Origin of the sequence: Mesorhizobium sp. LNHC229A00 (assembly GCF_000502415.1) — a bacterium.
Taxonomy (GTDB): domain Bacteria; phylum Pseudomonadota; class Alphaproteobacteria; order Rhizobiales; family Rhizobiaceae; genus Mesorhizobium.
In genome coordinates this window covers 147,995-169,337 of sequence record NZ_AYWQ01000008.1, presented here as the reverse complement: position 1 = coordinate 169,337, position 21,343 = coordinate 147,995, and the positions used below count along the sequence as shown (strand labels likewise).

The 21,343-nt window shown below is 64.8% G+C and carries 14 protein-coding genes and 1 pseudogene; 7 read left to right on the top strand and 8 right to left on the bottom strand.

All coding sequences use genetic code 11. The features are described from left to right. Positions 1-8 precede the first annotated feature (8 nt). A complete protein-coding gene (locus X742_RS151750; protein ID WP_023773019.1) occupies positions 9-1,025 on the top strand; it encodes a type II secretion system F family protein in 1,017 nt (338 codons plus the stop codon). Positions 1,026-1,113: 88 nt separating this feature from the next. Here X742_RS151750 and X742_RS151755 read toward each other — a convergent pair whose 3' ends face one another. Further along, entirely contained in the window at positions 1,114-1,944 is an 831-nt protein-coding gene (locus X742_RS151755) for a tetratricopeptide repeat protein (protein WP_023773018.1), read from the bottom strand. A 126-nt stretch (positions 1,945-2,070) separates the two neighbouring features. On the opposite strand from X742_RS151755, the gene X742_RS151760 reads away from it, so the two are divergent. From X742_RS151760 to pdeM, 5 genes and pseudogenes are all read left to right on the top strand, one after another. Next, the gene (locus X742_RS151760; protein ID WP_023773017.1) at positions 2,071-3,435 is read left to right on the top strand and encodes a leucyl aminopeptidase family protein; all 1,365 of its coding nucleotides are present in this window, start codon (positions 2,071-2,073) and stop codon (positions 3,433-3,435) included. A 72-nt stretch (positions 3,436-3,507) separates the two neighbouring features. Then, on the top strand, positions 3,508-3,858 hold the full coding sequence (locus tag X742_RS151765) for a MarR family winged helix-turn-helix transcriptional regulator (RefSeq protein ID WP_023773016.1): 351 nt from the start codon (positions 3,508-3,510) through the stop codon (positions 3,856-3,858). A 29-nt stretch (positions 3,859-3,887) separates the two neighbouring features. Next, complete coding sequence (locus tag X742_RS151770; RefSeq protein ID WP_023773015.1) at positions 3,888-4,748, top strand: NlpC/P60 family protein; 861 nt, start codon at positions 3,888-3,890, stop codon at positions 4,746-4,748. A gap of 67 nt (positions 4,749-4,815) precedes the next feature. Continuing rightward, positions 4,816-7,426 (top strand): annotated as a pseudogene (locus X742_RS11955) (ligase-associated DNA damage response DEXH box helicase). After that, the gene (gene pdeM / locus X742_RS151775) at positions 7,423-8,139 is read left to right on the top strand and encodes a ligase-associated DNA damage response endonuclease PdeM (protein WP_023773012.1); all 717 of its coding nucleotides are present in this window, start codon (positions 7,423-7,425) and stop codon (positions 8,137-8,139) included. The pseudogene X742_RS11955 and the gene pdeM overlap by 4 nt, the downstream one beginning before the upstream one ends. Before the next feature lie 3 nt (positions 8,140-8,142). Here the strand turns inward: pdeM and X742_RS151780 are convergent, their stop codons facing one another. The 3 genes from X742_RS151780 to X742_RS151790 are packed head-to-tail and all read right to left on the bottom strand — an operon-like array spanning position 8,143 to position 12,743. Continuing rightward, entirely contained in the window at positions 8,143-9,078 is a 936-nt protein-coding gene (locus X742_RS151780; protein WP_023773011.1) for a DmsC/YnfH family molybdoenzyme membrane anchor subunit, read from the bottom strand. Positions 9,079-9,081: 3 nt separating this feature from the next. After that, a complete protein-coding gene (locus tag X742_RS151785; protein ID WP_023773010.1) occupies positions 9,082-9,816 on the bottom strand; it encodes a 4Fe-4S dicluster domain-containing protein in 735 nt (244 codons plus the stop codon). Continuing rightward, positions 9,813-12,743, bottom strand: a complete 2,931-nt coding sequence (locus X742_RS151790; RefSeq protein WP_031248072.1) for a molybdopterin oxidoreductase family protein — start codon at positions 12,741-12,743, stop codon at positions 9,813-9,815. The genes X742_RS151785 and X742_RS151790 overlap by 4 nt, the downstream gene beginning before the upstream one ends. Before the next feature lie 278 nt (positions 12,744-13,021). Here X742_RS151790 and X742_RS151795 point away from each other — a divergent pair, with 278 nt between their 5' ends. Next, positions 13,022-13,924 (top strand): LysR family transcriptional regulator, encoded by a 903-nt coding sequence (locus tag X742_RS151795; RefSeq protein ID WP_023773008.1) that lies wholly within the window; start codon positions 13,022-13,024, stop codon positions 13,922-13,924. Between the two features lie 2 nt (positions 13,925-13,926). Here X742_RS151795 and X742_RS151800 read toward each other — a convergent pair whose 3' ends face one another. The 4 genes from X742_RS151800 to X742_RS151815 all read right to left on the bottom strand — a co-directional run bounded on the left by X742_RS151800 (position 13,927) and on the right by X742_RS151815 (position 21,319). Further along, positions 13,927-15,183 carry an Hsp70 family protein gene (locus X742_RS151800; protein WP_023773007.1) on the bottom strand — a complete coding sequence of 419 codons (1,257 nt, stop codon included), beginning with the start codon at positions 15,181-15,183 and terminating at the stop codon, positions 13,927-13,929. Between the two features lie 170 nt (positions 15,184-15,353). Further along, on the bottom strand, positions 15,354-16,142 hold the full coding sequence (locus X742_RS151805; protein ID WP_023773006.1) for a TIGR02186 family protein: 789 nt from the start codon (positions 16,140-16,142) through the stop codon (positions 15,354-15,356). Beyond that, positions 16,142-17,065: a sulfite exporter TauE/SafE family protein gene (locus X742_RS151810; RefSeq protein ID WP_023773005.1), complete on the bottom strand. Its 924-nt coding sequence runs from the start codon at positions 17,063-17,065 to the stop codon at positions 16,142-16,144. Before X742_RS151810 ends, X742_RS151805 begins: the two co-directional genes overlap by 1 nt. Positions 17,066-17,257: 192 nt before the next feature. Beyond that, complete coding sequence (locus X742_RS151815) at positions 17,258-21,319, bottom strand: peptidoglycan-binding protein (protein WP_023773004.1); 4,062 nt, start codon at positions 21,317-21,319, stop codon at positions 17,258-17,260. Positions 21,320-21,343 lie beyond the last annotated feature (24 nt).

Here is a 21,343-nt window from a genome sequence, read left to right as displayed (position 1 = left end):
GCCGTCCCATGACAGAACAAGTCATCAAATCACTGACGGATCCCAGCCTCCTGATTGCAATGCTGGTCGCTGTCGCCGTGTTCGCAACCGTTTTTACGCTGCTGCCGGCGCTTGGCGGAAACCAGCTGAAGGCCCGCATGAAGTCGGTCGCGCTGGAGCGTGACGAGCTTCGCGCCAAGCAGCGCGCGCGGCTTGCGAACGAGGCCGATCGCCGCCGCAAGGGCCTGCGCGAGCAGCAGTCGGTCGGTATGCGCAACATTGTCGACCGGCTCGATCTGCGCCGTGCATTGGCCGACGAGTCCACTTTGCAAAAGCTCAAGGTCGCCGGCTTTCGCGGGCAAAATCCGCTAACGCGATTTTTGTTCTTCCGTCTGGTGCTTCCTTTTGTCGGTTTCGCGCTGGGTCTGTTATATATTTTCGTGCTCGGAGGGTTGCCCGACAAGCCATTGGTGATCCGGCTTTTCGTCTGCATTCTCGTCGCCTATGGCGGCTTCTATGCGCCGGTCCTCTACGTCAACAACCGCGCGACCAAGCGCAAGCAGTCGATCCAGCTGGCGTGGCCGGATGCGCTCGACCTGATGCTGATCTGCGTGGAATCCGGCATGTCGGTGGAAGCCGCGCTGCGCAAGGTTGCCGACGAGATCGGCGCGCAATCGGTGGCCCTGGCGGAAGAATTTATCCTGACCAACGCCGAACTCTCCTATCTGCAGGAGCGCAAGCAGGCTTACGAGAACCTGGCAAGTCGCACGGGGCTGGAATCGGTCAGGTCCGTGTCGCAGGCGCTCGTCCAGGCCGAGCGCTACGGCACACCGGTGGCGCACGCGCTGCGCGTGCTTGCCGCGGAAAGCCGAGACATGCGCATGAACGCGGCCGAGAAGAAGGCCGCCGCGCTGCCGCCCAAGCTCACCGTGCCGATGATCCTGTTCTTCCTGCCGGTGCTGTTCGCCATCATCCTGGGCCCTGCCGGCATCCAGGTCAGCCAGCGCGGCATCTTCGGCCAGTCGCAAAGCAACGGCACCCAATAGGCGAATCCGCACAATCCAAGCGAAAGAGCCGCGCGGAAAGTGCCGCGCGGCTCTTTCGTTTGGCGCGATCGGGCGCCGCGCGCGGCGATCAGTTGGTGGCGGCTTTCGCCGGTTTCGCCTTGTCCTGATCCTTAAGCTGGCTCCAGGCGTTCTGCTGAGCCAGCATCTGCCTGAGATAGGCGACGTTGGCCTGTGCCTGTTCGGGGGAAAGTTCTTGCGAGGCGATCTTCTCGGCTTCGTCGAAGCGACCCTGCAGCCCGACAACGAGCGCCAGGTTCTGACGCACCCGGCTGTCGGCATTCGGCTGCTGGGCGGCAGAGCGCATATAGGTCTCGGCCGTGCGCAGATCCCCTTCCAGCACATAGGACATGCCGAGATTGGAAAGGATCGATGGCTCCTTCGGCTTGAGTTCGAGGGCCTTGCGGTAGAGTTGGCGCGCTTCGTCCTTCTGGCCGACCTGATCGAGGATGGCCGCCTCCGCCGACACCAGCCTCCAGTCGGGGTATTCCGGCGTTTGTGCGCGGCGCACGGCGTCGAGCGCTGCCTCGAACTGGCCATTGGCCGCCAATGCCTTGCCATAGGCTGCGAGAACTTCGCGGTCCTTGGGGTAGGCGATCGCCAGCTTGCGCATCACGGCGAGCGACTGGTCGGCATCGCCGTCCATCTGCAGCGCCGCCGCGAAGTTGGTCGCTATCCGCTTGTCGTTGGGGTTCCTCGCGTAAGATTGGCCAAGTGCGGCCGTGGCATTGTGCAATTCTCCCGCCGACATCGTTTCCAGCGGCTTGCCGCTGGTGCGTCCGATCGAGCCTGTGGTCAGTTTGTCGGTCGCGCAACCGGCAACGCCCGCCGCGAGCGCCAGCATGAATGCCGTGGTAATGAGCCGTTTTCCCCGGAGGTCTATCGTGCGGTTGGTCGGCATCGGCACCTGGGCCTCCATTCATGCGTGGCCATTGCGTGGCCATCTTCCCTCCAGCAGAAATATTCTGTTAACCCTAACGGAGGGTTAAGACGCGCCGACTCGCAAACTCGGCAGGAGAAACATCTGATGTCCGTTGAACTGGTCGAGAGCAAGCTGAAGAACCCGCTGCCGATCCATCTGATCGCCAGGGACGGGCTGGAGACGGCCGGTCTGTCGCCGTCTATTGTCGCTTGGGCCAAGGCAAACGGCTTTTCCGGCGAGGCCGGCAGGACGCTGATCCTGCCGGGCGAGAACGGAGCGCTCGGCGGCGCCATGTTCGGTCTCGGTGACGGCGACGGCGCGCTTGCCGTCGGTGCGCTGGCGAAAACCTTGCCGGAGGGCGATTGGCATTTTGCCTCCAAGCCTGCGGAGCCGGAATTGGCGGCTCTTGCAATCGTGCTCGGCGGTTATGTCTTTGCCCGCTACGGCAAGAAACCGGGCAAGGCGCTGCGCTTCGAATTGCCCGCCGGCGTCGATGCGCGGCGCGTTCGCCGTATCGCCGACGGTGTTTTCCTGACGCGCGACCTGGTCAACACACCGACCAACGACATGGGGCCGGACGATCTGGAGAAGGCGGTGCGGACCGTGGCTGGGGTTCACAAGGCCGAAGTCTCCGTCATCAAGGGCGATGATCTGCTCGCACAGAACTTCCCGATGATCCATGCCGTCGGCCGCGCTTCGTCCGATGCGCCGCGTCTGATCGACATGACGTGGGGGCAGCAGGGTGCGCCGAAGGTGACGCTGGTCGGCAAGGGCGTCTGCTTCGACACGGGCGGCCTCGACATCAAGCCATCGTCAGGCATGCTGTTGATGAAGAAGGACATGGGTGGCGCCGCCAACGTGCTGGGCCTGGCCTCGATGATCATGGCCGCCGGGCTCAACGTGCGGCTGCGCGTGCTGATCCCCGCGGTCGAGAATTCGATCGCCGGCAACGCTTTCCGCCCGGGCGACGTGCTGGCGAGCCGCAAGGGCATCACTGTCGAGATCGGCAACACGGACGCCGAGGGTAGGCTGGTGCTGGGAGACGCACTGGCGCTGGCCGATGACGAGGAGCCGCAACTTCTCATCGACGTGGCGACGCTGACCGGCGCCGCCCGCGTCGCGCTTGGCCCCGACCTGGCGCCCTTCTACACCGATGACGAGGCGCTTGCCTCCGAGCTGGCGGCGGCGTCGCTGGCGGTCGAGGACCCGCTGTGGCGCATGCCGTTATGGCGGCCTTACGACTCGAAACTGTCGTCGAAGATAGCCGATATCAACAATGTCACATCAGATGGTTTCGCCGGCTCGATCACCGCGGCGCTGTTCCTAAAGCGCTTCGTCGAGAAGACGGCAAGCTGGGCGCATTTCGACATCTTCGCCTGGAACCCCGCCGATCGCCCGCATGGCCCGGCCGGTGGCGAGGCGCAGGGGATCCGGACGCTGGAGCGGATCATCTCGACGCGCTATGGCTGATTGCCGCAAGCAGAAGTCGGCAATTTCGAGGACTGAAACGGAACCGAAACAATTTGCCGTCATGCTGGCGCGATGTCGATTGCGATGCGCCCGAGCCAGGCCCTGCGACTGTGGCAGCAAGTGATGCTGTCGCAGGTGCGCGAGGACGCGCCTGATCTCACCATGCGTCAGACGGCGATCCTGTTCACCATCTACCTCGATCCGCCGCCGCACACCGTGCGCGGGCTTGCCGCCCGCCTCAATGTCACCAAGCCGGTGATCACCCGCGCGCTCGACACGATGGGCGCGCTGAAGCTGGTGTCGCGCCATCGCGACGAACTCGACAAGCGCAACGTCCTGATCAAGCGCACCGTCGAAGGCGCGCTCTTTGTCGAGCGCTTCGGAGATGGTATCATCGCCAAGGCCCACGAACTGCCGATGTAACCGATTTCCATTTGACCGGATTTGACGATTTGACTGCCAGGGACGCCCGCCTCCACGCCTTCCGCTCCGACCTTGCCGATGCGCGGCTGAAAGGCGAGGTGACAGCCGACCGTTTCGTCGCCGGCCGACCGGCGCGCATTGCCGCCTCGGTGGCCGATCTGCGCAAGGGGCCGCGGCCCGACGCTGGCATCAACACGCAGTTCCTTTTCGGCGACGATGTTCTCGTTTTCGAGCAAACCGAAGGCTGGGCTTGGGTCCAGGGCGAACGCGATGGCTATGTCGGCTATGTCGCCGATGCCATGCTGGGCAGGCGTGACCATGCGTCTACTCATATCGTTTCGGTGCCACGCACGTTCCTCTATCCCGGTCCGGACCTGCGCTTTCCGATTGCCGGACAATTGTCCATGGGATCGACCGTAACCGTGACGGGTGCCGCTGAAACACGGGGCACGCATTATGCACTGCTGCCCTCCGGTGATGCCGTGATCGCTGGCCATCTGCAGCCGATCGGCGAAGGGGCCGGCGACTATGTGTCCGTGGCCGAGATGTTTCTGGGCACGCCCTATCTATGGGGCGGTGTTTCCGGCTTCGGCATCGATTGCTCAGGCCTGGTGCAACTGGCCATGCGCATGGCGGGCAGGGATGTGCTGCGCGATTCCGACATGCAGGCGGTAAGCATCGGCGAGCCGCTCGAACCGGGCCCTGATTTTTCGGGGCTGCGACGTGGTGACCTGGTGTTCTGGAAAGGGCATGTCGCCATCATGACCGACGCCGAAACCATGATCCACGCCAATGGCCACACCATGCTTGTGTCGCGTGAAGGACTGAAGGAAGCAATCGCCCGCATCGGTTATCTCTATGGTGGGCCGACAGGGTTCCGGCGCCCGTAAGGGTTTTCGATCCCCTTTTGTTCCGATTCTGCTTGGCGATTGCCTGTCGCCGCGCTACCTCTGGCACGTGACAGTTGAGCCGCGCCTCGCCGACCAGAATGCCGCAGTCGTCCTGCCCGAGCCATTTCTAAAATGGTTCGGCGAGAAAGGCTGGTCGCCGCGCGCCCATCAGATCGAACTCCTGGCGAAGGCCCAAGCGGGGCAATCGGTACTGCTTATCGCGCCGACCGGCGCCGGCAAGACGCTGGCCGGCTTTCTGCCGTCGCTGACCGAACTGGCCGTCAGGCCAAGGCGAAAACCAGGCCAGGCGCGGCGCGGCATCCACACGCTGTACATCTCGCCGTTGAAGGCACTGGCCGTCGACATCGAGCGCAATCTCGGCAAGCCGGTCGAGGAGATCGGCCTGCCAGTCACCATCGAAACGCGCACCGGCGACACCCCCGCCCACAAGCGCCAGCGCCAGAAGCTTGCGCCGCCCGACATTCTGCTCACCACGCCGGAGCAACTGGCGCTGCTGATCGCGGCAGGCGACGCGAGACGCTTCTTCGAGGATCTGCGCTATGTCGTGCTCGACGAGTTGCATTCGCTGGTGACGTCGAAACGCGGCCATCTTTTGGCGCTCGGCCTGGCGCGGTTGCGCAGCTTCGTCCCAAGCCTGCAGACGATCGGCCTGTCGGCGACGGTGGCCGAGCCGGACGAATTGCGGCGCTGGCTGGTCAGCCAGAACCCACCGGGTGAGATGGCGGAATTGATCACTGTGACCGGTGGTGCCAAGCCCGAAATCTCGATCCTCGATTCCGAGGAACGCGTGCCCTGGGCGGGGCACTCGGCTCGCTACGCCACGCCGGAAATCTACCGCGAGATCAAGCGCCACAAGACGACCTTGCTGTTCGTCAACACACGCAGCCAGGCGGAGCTGCTGTTCCAGGAGTTGTGGCGCGTCAACGAGGACACATTGCCGATCGCCCTGCATCATGGCTCGCTCGACGTCGCCCAGCGCCGGCGCGTCGAGAAGGCAATGGGCGAGAACGCTCTGCGCGCCATCGTCGCCACATCGACGCTCGATCTCGGCATCGACTGGGGCGATGTCGACCTGGTCGTGCATGTCGGTGCTCCGAAGGGCGCCAGCCGGTTGGCACAGCGCATCGGTCGTGCCAACCACCGCATGGATGAGCCGTCCAAGGCGATCCTGATCCCCGCAAATCGTTTCGAGGTTCTGGAGTGCCGGGCCGCACTCGACGCCAATTATCTCGGCGCGCAGGATACGCCGCCACTGGTCAATGGCGGGCTCGACGTGCTGGCCCAGCATGTGCTCGGCTGCGCCTGCGGCGCACCGTTCCGCGCCGGTGACCTGTACGAGGAGGTACGGACGGCGGCACCCTATGCCGGCCTCGATCGGCCGACCTTCGACCGTGTCATCGATTTCGTCGCCACCGGTGGCTACGCACTGAAGAACTATGAGCGCTATGCCCGCATCCGCCTCAACAAGGACGGGCTGTGGCGGGTCTCCAATCCGCGCGTCGCCCAGCAATACAGGCTCAATGTCGGCACCATCATCGAGGTGCCCGCGCTCAACGTTCGTTACGTCAAGGCCGGCAGCAAAGGCGCGGCGTCGCACGGCGGCCGCGTGCTCGGCAAGATCGAGGAGGCGTTTCTCGAGACCTTGACGCATGGCGATACTTTCATGTTCGCCGGCAAGGTGCTGCGTTTCGAGGGCATCCGCGAGAATGAGTGCTTCGTGTCGAACGCGCCCGGCAGCGACGCCAAGGTACCCTATTATGGCGGCGGCAAATTCCCGCTCTCGACCTACCTCGCAGAGCAGGTCCGCATCATGCTGGACGATCCGCGGCGCTGGACGAAGCTGCCGGAGCAGGTGGCCGACTGGCTGCGGTTCCAGTCGGACAAGTCCATGCTGCCCAAGCGCGACGATTTGCTGATCGAGACCTTTCCGCGCGGCAACCGCCATTACCTGGTCGCCTATCCCTTTGAGGGCAGGCTGGCGCACCAGACGCTTGGCATGCTGCTCACCCGGCGCCTCGACAGGGCGGGCGTCAGGCCGCTCGGCTTTGTCGCCACTGATTATGCCTTGGCCATATGGTCGCTGGGCGACATGGGCGCGATGTTCAAAGCCAGGAAACCTTCACTGGGCGCGCTGTTCGACCAGGACATGCTGGGCGACGATCTCGAAGCCTGGCTGGCCGATAGCTGGCTTCTCAAGCGCACTTTCCGCAACTGCGCGCTGATCTCGGGGCTGATCGAAAAACGCCACCCCGGCCAGGAGAAGAGCGGTCGCCAGGTCACCGTGTCGACCGACCTGATCTACGATGTGCTGCGCAGCCATGAGCCGGACCACATCCTGCTTCAGGCGACGCGTGCCGACGCGGCGACCGGCCTGCTCGATGTCAGCAGACTTGCGGACATGCTCTCGCGCATCCAGGGTCGAATCATGCATAAGGCGCTCGAGCAGATATCGCCGCTTGCCGTGCCGATCATGCTCGAAATCGGCANTCCAGGGTCGAATCATGCATAAGGCGCTCGAGCAGATATCGCCGCTTGCCGTGCCGATCATGCTCGAAATCGGCAAGATGCCGGTGAACGGCGAGGCCGATGAAACGCTGCTGATGGACGCGGCGACACTGGTTGAAGAGGCCATGGGGCCTGGGATGGTTGATGAATGAATTTCTCGCTGGCGCGCACATCGCTGATCGCCGAGGCCGATCTCGTCGGCATCGCGGGCGAGCGCGCGGTCTGCGATCCGCGCGGCGTGCTGTATTTCCCCGAGCTCAAGCTGCTGACAGTATCGGACCTGCATCTGGAGAAGGGGTCGTCCCTGGCAAGGCGCGGCGCGCTCATCCCGCCCTACGACACTGGCGCGACCCTGCTCAGGCTGCAGGCGGTCACATCAGACTACCAGCCGTCGATCGTCATCAGCCTGGGTGACTCCTTCCATGACGGCGGCGGCGCCGCACGCATGCATTCGAGCTTCCGCGAACGGCTGGAAGCGCTGATGGCGGGCCGCGACTGGTTCTGGGTCACCGGCAATCACGACCCCGAAGCGCCGGCGGATCTGCCTGGCGAGACCGTGCGGGAACTAGCCATAGGCTCGCTGCTGTTCCGGCATGAGCCATCGAAGGTGAGGATCGAGGGCGAAATATCGGGTCATCTGCACCCCTGCGCCCGCATCGTGCAACAAGGCCGTTCGGTGCGCAGGCGCTGCTTTGCCGGTGATGGCGGCCGCATGATCATGCCGGCCTTCGGCGCCTATACCGGTTCGCTCAACGTGCTCGACCGCGCCTATGCCGGGCTGTTCCGGCTGGAGTCGCTGATGGCTTATATGCTCGGCACCGAGCGCATCTTCGCCATCTCGCACTCGATGCTGCGGCCAGGCTGAGATCTATCGCCCGTAGTAGAGCATGACCGTGTGCTTCGCTTCGGCGAAGAACAGCCAGCGTTCGACCAGCATGCCGGCGAACTGGGCGATCGTGGCCAGCGCCGAGAGCGCCGCCGCGATCGGCCACGGCAAGGCGAAGGCGGCAAGCAGCAACAGGATGGGCAAACCGAAGGCCAGCGCCTGCGTGATCCGGCGCAGCTTTGCGCTGTGCTTGCGCGCGATGCGAAAACCCATTTCCTTGAGCAGGTAGTTCTCCTCGGTATGCGGCCATTCCAGGGATTGCACCATGCCGCCGGAGAGCCCGGTCGCCGTGTTGGCGGTCGTCGGGATTTCCAGCCGGTCATTGTAGCGCCACGTCGCCAGCTTCCAGCCCCAGCCGAGCAAAATGAGCAGCGCGGAAGCCGCCAGAAGCATTTTCGAGCCGAGAGCAAATCCTTGCATCACAACGTTCAGAAGCACGCTGCCGCTCATCGCCGAGAAGATGAGATAGCCGGGCAAGGTGTAGGGGCTGTGCCACTGGGCGATGGGTTTCAGCGAGGCATAGATCATGCCGGTCATGCAGACCGTGGCTATGGCGCCGAAGGCGGCCAGGACCCCCGCGACCGCCACCCAGCCGTCGAGGCGGCCAAGGAAGATCCAGCCCACGCCGAAAAGGCCTGCGGGAATGAAGGTGGCGACCGAGGCGACGCCTTCGCGTGACAGCCATGAGCTGCGCCACTGCGAGAACGCCCGCCAGGCACGTTCGGGCCTGCCGAGATGACCGGTCGATGACAACAGGCCGGCGGCGATCAGGCCAAGCGCCAAGCCGAGGCCAATGAGCCCCAGCCAGAAATCGGCCGGGATCACACCAGATGGGGCAAGCACGCCGAGCAATGCCAGCAGGCCGTAGCCGGCACCGGTGGCGGCGGTGAAGAAGACGACGGAGAAGGCGGGATGCATGGGCTAGTTCGAAAGCATGCGGTCGACCCAGCCAAGGAAACCGCCCTCGGCCCGCAGCGGCTCCAGCGCGGGAGCGGGCACCGATGCGGCACGCTGCGTGTGAGCGCGCGGCGGCAGGTATTTGTTGGTCGGGTGATAGCCGAGTTCCGGCATCAGGTCGACACCGCCGCGCTCCGCCACCAGTTGCGAAACGGGGGATTGGGGATCGCCGAGGTCGCCGAAATGCCGGGCGCTGGTCGGGCAGGCGGCGACGCAGGCCGGTACGCGATCCCCCTCGGCCAGATTGTCGTTATAGATGCGGTCGACGCAGAGCGTGCATTTCTTCATCACGCCGACATCGCCATCGAATTCGCGCGCGCCGTAAGGGCAGGCCCAGCTGCACAATTTGCAGCCGATGCACTTGTCCTCGTCGATCAGCACGATGCCGTCGGAGGCGCGCTTGTAGGACGCGCCGGTCGGGCAGACGGTGACGCAGGCCGGCGTCTCGCAATGCAGGCAGGAGCGCGGGAAGTTGACCGTGCGCCCACCCATCTCGGTGATGTGCTCGTAACTGTGCACGCGGTTGAACCAGACCCCATCGACATGGCCCCCATAGGGATCGATGTCGGTCAGCGGCGCCATGTGGCCGCCTGTGTTCCACTCCTTGCAGGCGGTGACGCAGGCCTGGCAGCCGACACAGGTGTCGAGGTCGATGACGAGGCCAAGCTTCTTGCCGCCCGGACTTGGAAGACAGGTCATTCGGCCGCCTCTCTTGCCTGCCGAAACTCGGCGCCGAAAGTGAGCTTGTCTGGCGAGGGTTCGAAATGCGGCGGCTGTTGAAAACGCTCGAATTGCGGTTCGGTGAAGCCGGCCTCCTCCGCCGCGCATTTGACGATGCGCACGCGCAGATCGAACCACGCCGCCTGTCCCGTGACCGGATCGGAATTCGAATAACGCTTGCCCTGCGCGTCGGCCAAGGTCTGGTCTCCGATGATGTGATTGAGCAGGAAGCCGCGATTGCTTTCGGCGGCATCGTCTTTCAGCCCCCAGCTGCCGCGTCGCTTGCCGATCGCGTTCCAGGTCCACACTGTGCTTTCGTTCACGCCGTCGACCAGCTTGATCTGCCCTTTCACTTTGCCGTTGATGCTTTCGATCCAGACCCAGTCGTCGTCGGCAAGGGCAAGGCCAGCCGCGGTCCGGTGATGCACGAACAGCCGGTTCTGGCTGGTGATCTGCCGCAACCACGCGTTTTGCGAACCCCAGGAATGGTACATGTGCATGGGCCGCTGCGTCAGCGCGTGCAGCGGGTATTTTTCCTGGTCGACGGACGCTTCCTCGAACGGCATGTACCAGAACGGCAGCGGGTCCATGTAGGTCTCGACGCGCTTGCGTTCGCTTGCGGGCGGCACCACCCGGCCATGACCACGCGCGGCCAGCCGAAAACGCTGCATCGGTTCGGAATAGAGCTGGAAGACGATCGGCTCGGCGTTGGGGATGAAGCCCAGTTGCACCGCGAAGTCGAGATAGGAGCGGTTGGCCATCTTGTAGTAGCGCTGGTCCTCAGTGAAATCGTGGTGCCAGAACCCGCCATTGTCGATGTAGCGTTGCAACTGGTTGGGGTTGACGTCGCCCTTGCCGATCGAGCTTTCGTCCTTGCCGCGCCAACCTGCGAGCGGGCCGATGCCGGGCGTGCGTTCATGATTGACGATGTAGTCGGCATAGTCGCGGTACTTCGGCGAGCCGTCGTCATCGACGAAGCCGGGCAGGCCAAGCCGCGCGCCGAGTTCGATCAGCACCGACTGGAAGGGCCTGACGTCGCGGTCGGGCTCGACGACCGGATGGCGAATGGCGTCGCCCGGCCCGTCGGCATGGCTGATCGGCCGGTCAAGCAGGCTGATGCAGTCATGACGCTCGAGATAGGTGGTGTCGGGCAGGACCAGGTCCGCGAACGGCACGGTCTCGGAGTAGTAGGCATCGGAATAGATGATGAAGGGGATCTTGTAGTTGCCCGCTTCATCATGGTCGGTGAGCATGGCCATGCTCTCGACGGTGTTCATCGAGGAATTCCAGGCCATGTTCGACATGTACATCATCAGCGTGTCGATCGGGTAGGGATCACCGGCCCAGGCGTTACGGATGACTGTGTGCATCAGCCCATGCGCCGCAAGCGGCGAATCCCACGAATAGGCCTTGTCGATGCGCAGCGGCGTACCCGCTTCGTCGACCAGCAGATCGTCGGGTCCACAGACGAAACCGAGCGGCATGCCGTCGAGCGGCGTCATCGGCCTGACATCCTTGCCGCAGGGCTTTGGGCCGGGCGGCGCCGACCTGGGGTAGGGCGGCTTGAAGCGGAAGCCGCCCGGCACGTCTACCGTGCCCAGCAGAACCTGCAGCAGGTGGATGGCGCGACAGGTGTGAAAGCCATTGGAATGGGCCGAGATGCCGCGCATGGCATGCATCGAAACGGGCCGTCCCTTGATCGTATCATGCCGGCGCCCGGCCCAGTCGGTCCATGCCACCGGCAGTTCGATCGCCTGCTCGAAGGCGACGTGGGCCAGTTCGGCGGCGATCCGGCGGATCGTTCCGGCGGCGATGCCGCAACGCTCCGCGACCGCATCGGGCGAATAGCTGACGTCCATGTAGCGGTCTGCGATCAGCTGGAACACGGGACGGCACCTGCGCCCGTCGACCGTGAAGCTGCCGGTCAGTGCCGGCTTTGCATTTGAATCGGCTGCGTTGACGGAGGTCTTCGCCACTCTGTCCCATGCCAGCGGATTGCCGTCGCTGTCGCGCATGAACAGCCCGTCATCGGCCGCGCCCGGCTCCTGGACAACCAGGACATGCGCGTTGGTGTAGCGGAGCAGATAATCGAGATCGACGCGGCCGGCTTTCAAGAGTTCGTGGATCAGCGCGAACACGAACAGGCCGTCGGTGCCGGGCCGGATGCCGATCCAGTCGTCGGCGATCGCATTGTAGCCGGTCCGGCATGGATTGATCGACACCACCTTGGCGCCGCGCGCCTTGAGCTTGCCCAGTCCGATCTTGATCGGATTGGAATCATGGTCCTCGGCAACGCCGAACAGCATGAAGTATTTCGTGCTGTCCCAATCGGGCTCGCCGAACTCCCAGAACGAGCCGCCGATCGTGTAAAGGCCTCCCGCCGCCATGTTCACCGAACAGAAGCCGCCATGGGCGGCGAAGTTCGCCGTGCCGAACTGGCTCGCCCACCAGCCTGTAAGAGATTGTGATTGGTCACGGCCTGTGAAGAAAGCGAGTTCTTTAGGATCGGTCCGGCGGATGTTCGACAGCCGCTCGGTGGCGATCGAGAAGGCCTCCTCCCACTCGATCTCGCGGAACTCACCCGAGCCGCGCGGCCCGGTGCGCAGCAATGGCTTCTTCAGCCTGGCCGGGCTGTAGTGCTGCATGATGCCGGAACTGCCCTTGCCGCAGATTACGCCGCGATTGACCGGATGGTCCTTGTTGCCGTTGATGTAACGGACCGTGCCGTCCTTGATGTGCACATCGATGCCGCAGCGGCAGGCGCACATGTAGCAGGTCGTCTTGGCGATCCTGTCGGAAACATCAGGCGAGGTGTCGACACCGTCGCCTTCATCAGGCGCCCGCGTGTCGGCAAGCGGGCGTTGCGAGGGGGCTGAATTGGCGCCGCGCGGCGGTCCGTGCATCATAATCCCGTGGTGCTCGCGCGGCCAGCGGATTTGGCTCGCGTCTTCGGCCCGGGGCCGCGCATATAATGTTCTTCGGGATGGTAGCGGTCGCCGGCCAGCCGTCGCCTTATATTGCGGCTCCAATGCGCAAGCAGGGATCTGAACCGCCCGATCATGTTGCTCTTTGCGACCTGCAGGCTAATTTTTTCTAACTTCCACCGGAAAAGTAGAATAAAGCTATCGATCCGTCTAATCAGTTGTTCTTGTAAATTCGATCGATATTGGTTCTTAATGCAGGCATGACCCTGGAGCAGTTGCGCATTTTCGTCGCCGTCGCGGAGCGCGGCCATATGACCAAGGCGGCGGAGCTCCTGGGCATTTCCCAGTCGGCCGCGTCGGCGGCCATTCGCGCTTTGGAAGAGCAGCATGGCGTCCATTTGTTTAACCGCGTCGGCCGCAACATCGAGCTGGCTCAGACCGGTCATCGGTTCCTGCCGGAGGCCAAGGCCGTGCTGGAGCGGGCCGCCGCCGCGCGCGATGTCCTGGAACATGTTTCGCAAACGGTCGCCGGCAGCCTCTCCATCGCCGCCAGCCTGACCATCGCCAGCTACTGGCTGCCGCGCCGGCTGGCCTCTTTCCACGAGGCCTATCCGGCTGTCAGGCTTAGCGTCACCATCGGCAACACAAGGCAGGTCGAGGCCAGCGTGCTGGATGGAACCGCCGATCTCGGCCTGGTCGAAGGGCGCACCGAGTCCGACTTATTGCGCCGCGTCAAGGTCGATACCGACCGGCTGATGCTGGTCGTTGCCAGCTCCCATCCAGAGATCGCCGAAATGGCGCCGGGCCGCCCCGACATCACCGGCCTCCGCTGGATCATCCGTGAGGGCGGCTCCGGCACGCGTGAGGTGCTGGAGGATCTGGCGCGCCGCGAGGGGATTTCGCTTGCCGACCTCCGGATATTCCTGGTGCTGCCCAGCAACGAGGCGGTCCGCCAGGCTGTCGAGGCGGGTGCCGGCGCGACCATCATTTCGGAGCTGGTCGTCGGGCGCGCGGTCGCCGAGGGGAGCCTGAGAGCCGTGCCGATCGAATTGCCGAAGCGCGACTTCGCCATGATCACCCATCGCGACCGTCAGGCAAGCCTGGCCCAGATGGCGCTGAAGGCGCATCTGGCCGCGGAGGCGAACGGGTCCACGTTGGGCTAGGTTCAGCCGAACTTCCGCTGCGCATCGAGCGCCAGGCCGAGCCCGACCGATCCGAACATATCGCCTTCTATGACGGAAGCCCGCGGCACCAGCGACAGGATTTCCCGCCTTGCCAGCGGGATCGCCGTCGATCCGCCGGTCAGGAACACCGCGGTGATGTCGGAGGGCTTGACCCCGGCGTCGCGGATGGTCCGCGCCACCGTTTCGGTAACCCGCTCGATGTCCCGAGCGATCGTGGCCTCCAGTCCGTCGCGCGTGATCCCGGCGGCGAACGCCGCGCCCGGCAGCTTCACCGCCACTTCCGCCGATGACATGTCGGTCAGCTCTATCTTGGCTTTCTCGACCAGCGCCGCCAGCGCGTGCCCGTAGCGGTGCTCGACGATATGGATGAAGCGGTCGACCAGGTCGGCGCGCACGGCCTCGTAGCGGATCTGGCGCAGATGCGTCATCGCCTTGGCGGTATAGACCAAATTGATGCGCTGCCATGTGGCGAGATCGATGAAGTAGCTGGCCGGCAGATTGCGCTTGCCGTCCTTGGTCGGCGACAGGTACCCGAGCTGTGGCATGACATGGGCGATGCTCAGCAGCCGGTCGAAATCGGTGCCGCCGATATGGATGCCGCGGCTGGCCAGGATGTCGTCCTTGCGATCGGTCGATCGCGCGCGCCCCGGCGAGACCCGCACGATCGAGAAGTCGGACGTGCCGCCGCCCATGTCGATGATCAGCGCCAGTTCCTCGCGTGTCACTTTCTGCTCGTAATCGAGCGCCGCCGCGATCGGCTCGAACTGGAAAGCGATATGCTTGAAGCCTTGGGCACGGGCAGCCTTCTCGAGTTCGCCTTGCGCCTCAGCGTCGGCTTGCGCGTCGTCATCGACGAACTGCACCGGGCGGCCGAGCACCACGCTCTCCACGACGCCGTGGGCGTCCTCTTCCAGCCGCGTTCTCAGATGACCGATGAACAGGCCGATGATGTCGATGAAGCCGATCTGGCGTGCCTTGATCCGCGTCTTCTCGTGGGCGAGCGAACTGCCGAGCACGCTCTTCAATGAGCGCATCAGGCGGCCTTCGATGCTGTCGGTATAGTCGCCGATCGCGCGGCGGCCGAAATAAGTATGGCCGTCCTCGAAATTGAAGAACACGGCACTTGGCAAAGTGGGCTGCTCGCCCTCCAGCAGGACCAGCCGCGCCTTGCCGTTCCGGATGACGCCCACCGTGGAATTGGACGTGCCGAAGTCAATGCCGCCGAATGCCTGATGCATCGCAGCCTCCTGTCATTGTTTCGCGGCGGCAAATCAGCGGCGACGCGTCGCGCTGTCATCCGGATGGCCGGACCGCTCCTGGCGAATGGTATGTGCGTGTTTGCCCTTGGCTGGGAGGCGGCGGTTTATCGCATGGCGTTGAAAAGGGGAACCCCTCTTTTCCCGCGGCATCAATCCTTGCGGAACACCAGCCGGCCGAGCCAGCCCGTCACCATGGCCAGCGATACGGCGAACACGCCGTAGAGGAACGAGTAGTCGTGGGCGACGCGGAAGATCGATTGTTCGAAGCCCGATTTGCGGATTTCGACCTGTGCCGAACTCTCCTTGACGAACAGGCCGCTCTTGAACAGGAATGCGCGCGCTTTGTGCGTGCCGACCGAGACATCAGGCGCCAGCCTGACGGTAGCGCGAAACAGGTTCTGCGATAGGAATTGCACGCCGCCGACATTCTCGCTGTAGAGGCCGGCGGCGGCCTTGCGCTCGCGCAACGCGGCCGTGAATTCCTCGATCGTCGCCGGGCTGTCACCGGCTTCGGCGGGCTGCATATAGAGGTTGGAGGCGCCGAGCGACAGCTGCTTGTAGCTGTTGGGTTCGGTGATGTCCTGCAGCGGCCGCGTCGTCGCGACCGAATAGGACACCGGCACGTTCTCGAAGGTCTCGGAATCCAAATTGACCCAAACCCCCAGCACCCGGTCCTTGCGGCGTACGACCACCGGTCTTGGTGGCCCTTCGAGCACGACGATAACATCGTAACGGCCCTGGCGTGCGACCAGCGGGTCGGGATTTTCCAGCGAACCGAAGATGGTCAGGTCGGCGCCGGAAAAACCGGCGGTGATCGACACCGCGTCGGTGGAAAGGCCGATCTGGATGCCTTCGGTCGGCGGCGTCTGCGCCTTCGCCGGCGCGGCGGCGGTCAGGGACAGGAGAGCGACGGCTACGAGCGCCTTCAGGCCATTCATCAGTTGAGGCCCACGCCGGACAGCGAATAAAGGTTGGGCGGCGTGGCGAACAGATCGGTGGCAAGCCGGATCGCCACCGCCAGCACCAGCAGCGCCAGGAGCGCTCTCAATTGCTCGCCGCGCAGCCGCTGGCCGGCCTTGGCGCCATATTGCGCCCCGGCCACGCCGCCGGCCATCAACAGGAAGGCCAGCATCACATCGACGGTCTGGTTTGTGGTGGCGTGAACCAGCGTCGTATAGGCGGAGGTGAAAATGATCTGGAACAGCGAGGTGCCGATGACGACATTGGTCGGCACTTTCAAGAGATAGATCAGCGCCGGCACCATGATGAAGCCGCCGCCGACACCCATGATCGACGACAGGAAGCCGATGCCCGCGCCAAGCCCGAGCACCGGGATGACGCTGACGAACAGTTTCGACGCGCGGAAGCGCATCTTCAGCGGCAAGCGATGGATCCAGTTGTGCTGGCCGGATTTCTTCAGCACCGGCGCCGCGCCGCTGCGCGTGGCGCGAAGGGCGTTGATGCTCTCGACCAGCATCAGCCCGCCGACGGTGCCGAGCAGCACCACGTAGAGCAGCGAGATGAACAGGTCGAGCTGGCCGAGCCTGCGCAGGAAGCCGAACACATAGATGCCGCCGGTTGAGCCGACGACGCCGCCGGCCAGAAGCACGCTGCCGAGCTTGAAGTCGAGCGTCCCTCGCTTCATGTGCGACAACACGCCGGAGACGGAAGAAGCGATGACCTGGTTGGCGCCGGTGGCGACCGCGATCGCCGGCGGGATGTTGTAGAAGATCAAGAGCGGCGTGATCAGGAAGCCGCCGCCCACCCCGAACATGCCCGACAGGAAGCCCACCGCGGCGCCCATGGCCAGCAGCACGAAGACGTTGACGGAAATTTCCGCGATCGGGAGATAGATGCCCACCCGTCTGTCTCGATCAGTTTGCCTGTCGGCGAATAAAGCCGCTGCGGGCACTATCGCATCGAAAAGCCAATTTTCTCTTGCGCCGACGCGGCAGCGGGATCAAACCCCGCCACCGCGCCGAAACAAAAAACAACTCAATCAGTTAACAGGCAAATGTAAGGCAAGGGCGTCGTGGAAACGACGCTTCTGCCGTTATTTGCGCGCCAGCAATGCCTTGACCAGCTTCTCGTCGACCGTGCCCGTCGCCGGCAGCTTGTTGTCGGTCTGGAAAGCGATGATCGCGTTCTTGGTCTTCCCGCCCATCACCCCGTCGGCGCCGCCGGCGTCATATCCGTTCTTGTTGAGGATGAGCTGGATGTTCTTGACCGCCTTCTCCATGTCGATGCCGGCGGTCGTCTGCGGCGTGCCTTCCTGCCAGGATTCAGGAATGTCCACCGAATTGGCCGCCGCGTTGAGCGGCTTGGCCTTCCACAGTTCGGTCGCGGCGCGCGCCCGCTCGAGCTGCTCGGGCCGCAGCGCGTTGGCGATCTCGTCGCGCTTGGCCGCGGCATCCTTGTCGCCGGTCTTGGCGACGAGCGCGAACCATTTGTAGGATTCCTCCAGGTTCTGCTTCATGCCGACGCCCTTGGCGGCGAGGATGCCAAGATTGAACTGGCTGTCCTTGACGCCGAGGTCGGCGGCCGCCTGGAACCAGTGCGCGGCCGATTCATTGTCGGTTGCACCGTCGGCGGCCATGGCGAACAGCACCGCCAGATTGTGCATGGCGCTGGCGTTGCCCTGCGCGGCGGCGAGCTGGTACCAGGTCTTCGACTTCTTGATGTCGCGCGCGACGCCGATGCCCTTTTCGTAAAAATTGCCGATGCGGTATTCGGCCGGCGCGAAGCCGAGTTCCGCCGATTTCTCATACCATTTGGCGGCAGCCGGCATGTCTTCCTTGACGCCGCGCGACTCGGCGTAGCGTGAGCCGACCTCGAACAGCGCCTTGGCGTCGCCACCGGCAGCGGCGTCACGCAAGGCGGCCGGGCCGGCATCGGACGGAATGTCGAACTTGGTCGCGGCTGTCGCCGCCGGCTTGTCCATGGGCGCAACGGCGCCGGTCATGTCGTTGGTCGTCGCCGCGGTCGCCCCTGGCGCGGCAGGGGCCGCTTGGAGATCGGCATCCGTCGCCTGCGTAGTGCCGGCGGCCGGTGCCGGATCCGTCATGCCGGGGGCAGCGGTCATCGGAGCAATCGCCGCCTGTGCGGCCGAAGCCATCGCGTCGGGAGCGGCTGCGCTCGGGCCGGAAGCCATGCTCGATCCGACCGGCGAAGCGGGCTCGGCCGTGGGCGCTGTATCCGGCGTCGCGTTCGTATCAGACGGCATGGCCATGACGGTCCGCGCCGCCATATCGTCCTCGCTTGCCGGCGCGGATTGTTCGGCCTGCCTGGCCGGACGGGCCGGCGCGCTGTCCATCGCCGTCGGCTGAACTTCGACCTTCGGCTGGCTGGCGGTATCGAGAGATGCCGTCTGAACCGGCTGCGGGCCGACGATCGGGGATGCGTCGTTGCTTGCCACCTGGGCGGGATCCGAAAGGAACGCCTTGCCGAGCTGCAGGCCGGCAAGCGCCAGCATGATCGCTGCCGCTGCCATCAGGATCGGCTTGCGCCGCGCCTTGAGCAGGTCGCCTATCCTGAGCGCCTTGACCGGGCCTTTCATAGTCGACTGGCGCTTCAGGGCGTCGGCCTCGGCCGCGGCCGCCTGCGCAGCGCGCCGGGCGGCGGCGATGAAATCCGATTTCGCCGCGTCGCTGTCGCCGAGCTTTGCCGGTTGTCCGCGCTCGTCACGCACGCGCTTCATGATGGCATTGAGGTCAGGCGCGCCGGAGCCGGGCTCCAGCGGACGGTTGGCGACTTTCGGGTCGAGCGGCTCGTCGAGATCGACACTCGGGATGTCGGCGCTCGGCGCCGAGCCGGCCAGCGGCGGAACATCCGCCGCCTTCTTGCCCTTGAACGCCCGCGCCAGTCCGCCGAACATCGACTTGCGGCCTGCGGGCTGGTCATTTCCGGCGGTGGTGTCGGAGCCAAGTGCGGCCATCGCGGCGGCGGCGGCGGCTTCCGCCGGCGAACGCGTGCCCGTTCCAACGTGCAGTGCGGGCTCGCCGGGCTCGGTGCGGAATATGGCCGCGGCACGCGCGTCCAGATCGGCCATGTCGCCGGTCAGCGGCAGCGGCTCGTCCATGGTCATGGATGGTGCGTTCACGGCCATCTTGGGCCGCTGCACGCCACGCCAGCCGCTCGGTTCGATCGAGGCCGCGTCCAAGAGTTCGCTTACCGCTTCGGACGGGTCGCTGGTTTCCAGCGAGCCCAGCCTGTCGACGATCTTGAGCAATGTGTCGTGAATTGCCTCGAAGGTCCGCGAATTGCGCTCGTCGGAACGCCGCGTCAGCGTCTCCAGGGTCTTCAGATCCTGGGCGAGGCCGGATACCGCGGCCGTATTGGTGCTCGTTCCGGCCAGCGAGCGCACCGCGTTCTCGGCCGCCTCACGTGCCGCGCCCAGGATGGAATCGCGGGTCCCGGCCAGCGCTTTTTCGATTTCGTCGAGGCGCGGGCTGATGTCCTCGAAGTCCGGCAGCGGCGTGCTGGGCTTGGAAAGATGCGCCGACAGGCCGGCGACCTGCGCCTCCAGGCTGCGGATCAGCGCCGGATCGATGCCGGCTACCTGGGCCGCCGAAGCGTCCAGCCGGCTTGAAATATCCTCGAGCCGGCTTTCCAGGCCCCGGATCGCCGCCTCGCCGGCGGGATCGGGAGCGCGTGTCTCCATGCGCTTGGCCAGTGCGGTGAAGCGAGCGTCGATGGCGTCCATGATGCCGGCGCTGTCGACCTGCGGCATGCTGCGCTGGTCCAGCCGGTCGGCAACCTCGTCCAGCCGGCGCTCGAGATCGCGAAACAGCATGTTGCCCTGTTCGATGGCGTCGCCCTGGCGCCGCTCCATCATGCCCGATAGCACGTCGAAGCGCTGCTCCAGCCCATGGAAGATGTAGTCGGCGTCGGGCATGGCCGGCGCTTGATCAATCTTGTCGGCGATCAGCGCGATCTGCTTGGCGAGCCGTTCCATCGCCTGCTCGGGCAGGTTGGCGCGGCCGGCGAGGTCGTCGACCCGGCTCGACAGCGTGTTCAGCCGGTCGATCACGACATTTGCGGGACGGTCCTGCGCTACTTCCTCGATCTGCTGGGCGAGCGAGTCGATCCGCTTCTCGATGCGTTCGATGGCTTCGTGGTCGACTGAATTCGCCTGTGCGGCGACTGTGGAGGCGACGATGGCGCGGGAAATCTCGTCCAGCCGCTCGTCGATCATGGCCAGCGTGCCGCCGCCGCGATTTTCCTGCTGGCTGGCGAAATGGTCGACCGCCCCGGCCAGCGTGCGGACCTTCTCCTCCAGCGATCGCAGGGACAGCGATTCCGGCAGGTTGTTGACGGCGTTGCTGATCTGCTCCAGCCGGTCGGTCAAGGCGGCAAGGGCGGGGTCGTCGGAGCGTTTGCGCTGGTCGGCGTCGACGCGGTCCTCGAAGGCCGTCCAGCGGCGGTCGAACTCGTCCCAGCGGCGGTCGACCTTCTGCACGCTCTCCTCGCGCGCCAGCGTGTCGAGCGCGGCCTTGACCTGTTCGAGTTCCAGTCGCAGCAGGTTGACGCTCCTGTCGTCGCTCTTCTCCGACAGCGATTTGATGGCGCCGGAGAGCCGCTCGAATTCCACGCCGAGTTCGGCGCTGCCCTTGCCCGATGTCCCGGACTTGGCGTTCGACTGGAAGGCGCGGTCGATGTCCTTGCGCAGCGCGTCGAATTCGCGCTGCAACCCTGAAGTCACCTGGTGACGCAGTTCCTCGCGCATGCCGCGCAGTTCGCCGGCGATCTTGCCGACCATGGCGACGCTGTCTTCCTGGCCGCGCACGCGGTCGATGTCACGCGCGATCGCCTGATAATTCTGGTCGAAGGGTGCAGGCGAGGGCGTCGGGTTGTGTGCACGCGGTGCCGGCTGCGGATCCTCGTACCAGCGCTGCTGGGCCGTCGGCTGCGTGGCGGGATAGCGCGGGTCGGAGGCGGGGTAACGCGGTTCGGCGCCATATTGGCGAGGAGCGGGTCGTGCCGTCGCGTCCTCGCGCGTCTGCCCCAGGCGCTGTTCCAGCGTCTCCAGCGAGCGGTTCAGCTGCTCGAGCGTGGTCTGCGGCTTGCGCTGCCTGCCGGCATTGAGTGTATCGAGGTAGGACCGCTTGCTGTTCATCGGTGCGTCCGTCTTTCAGATTGG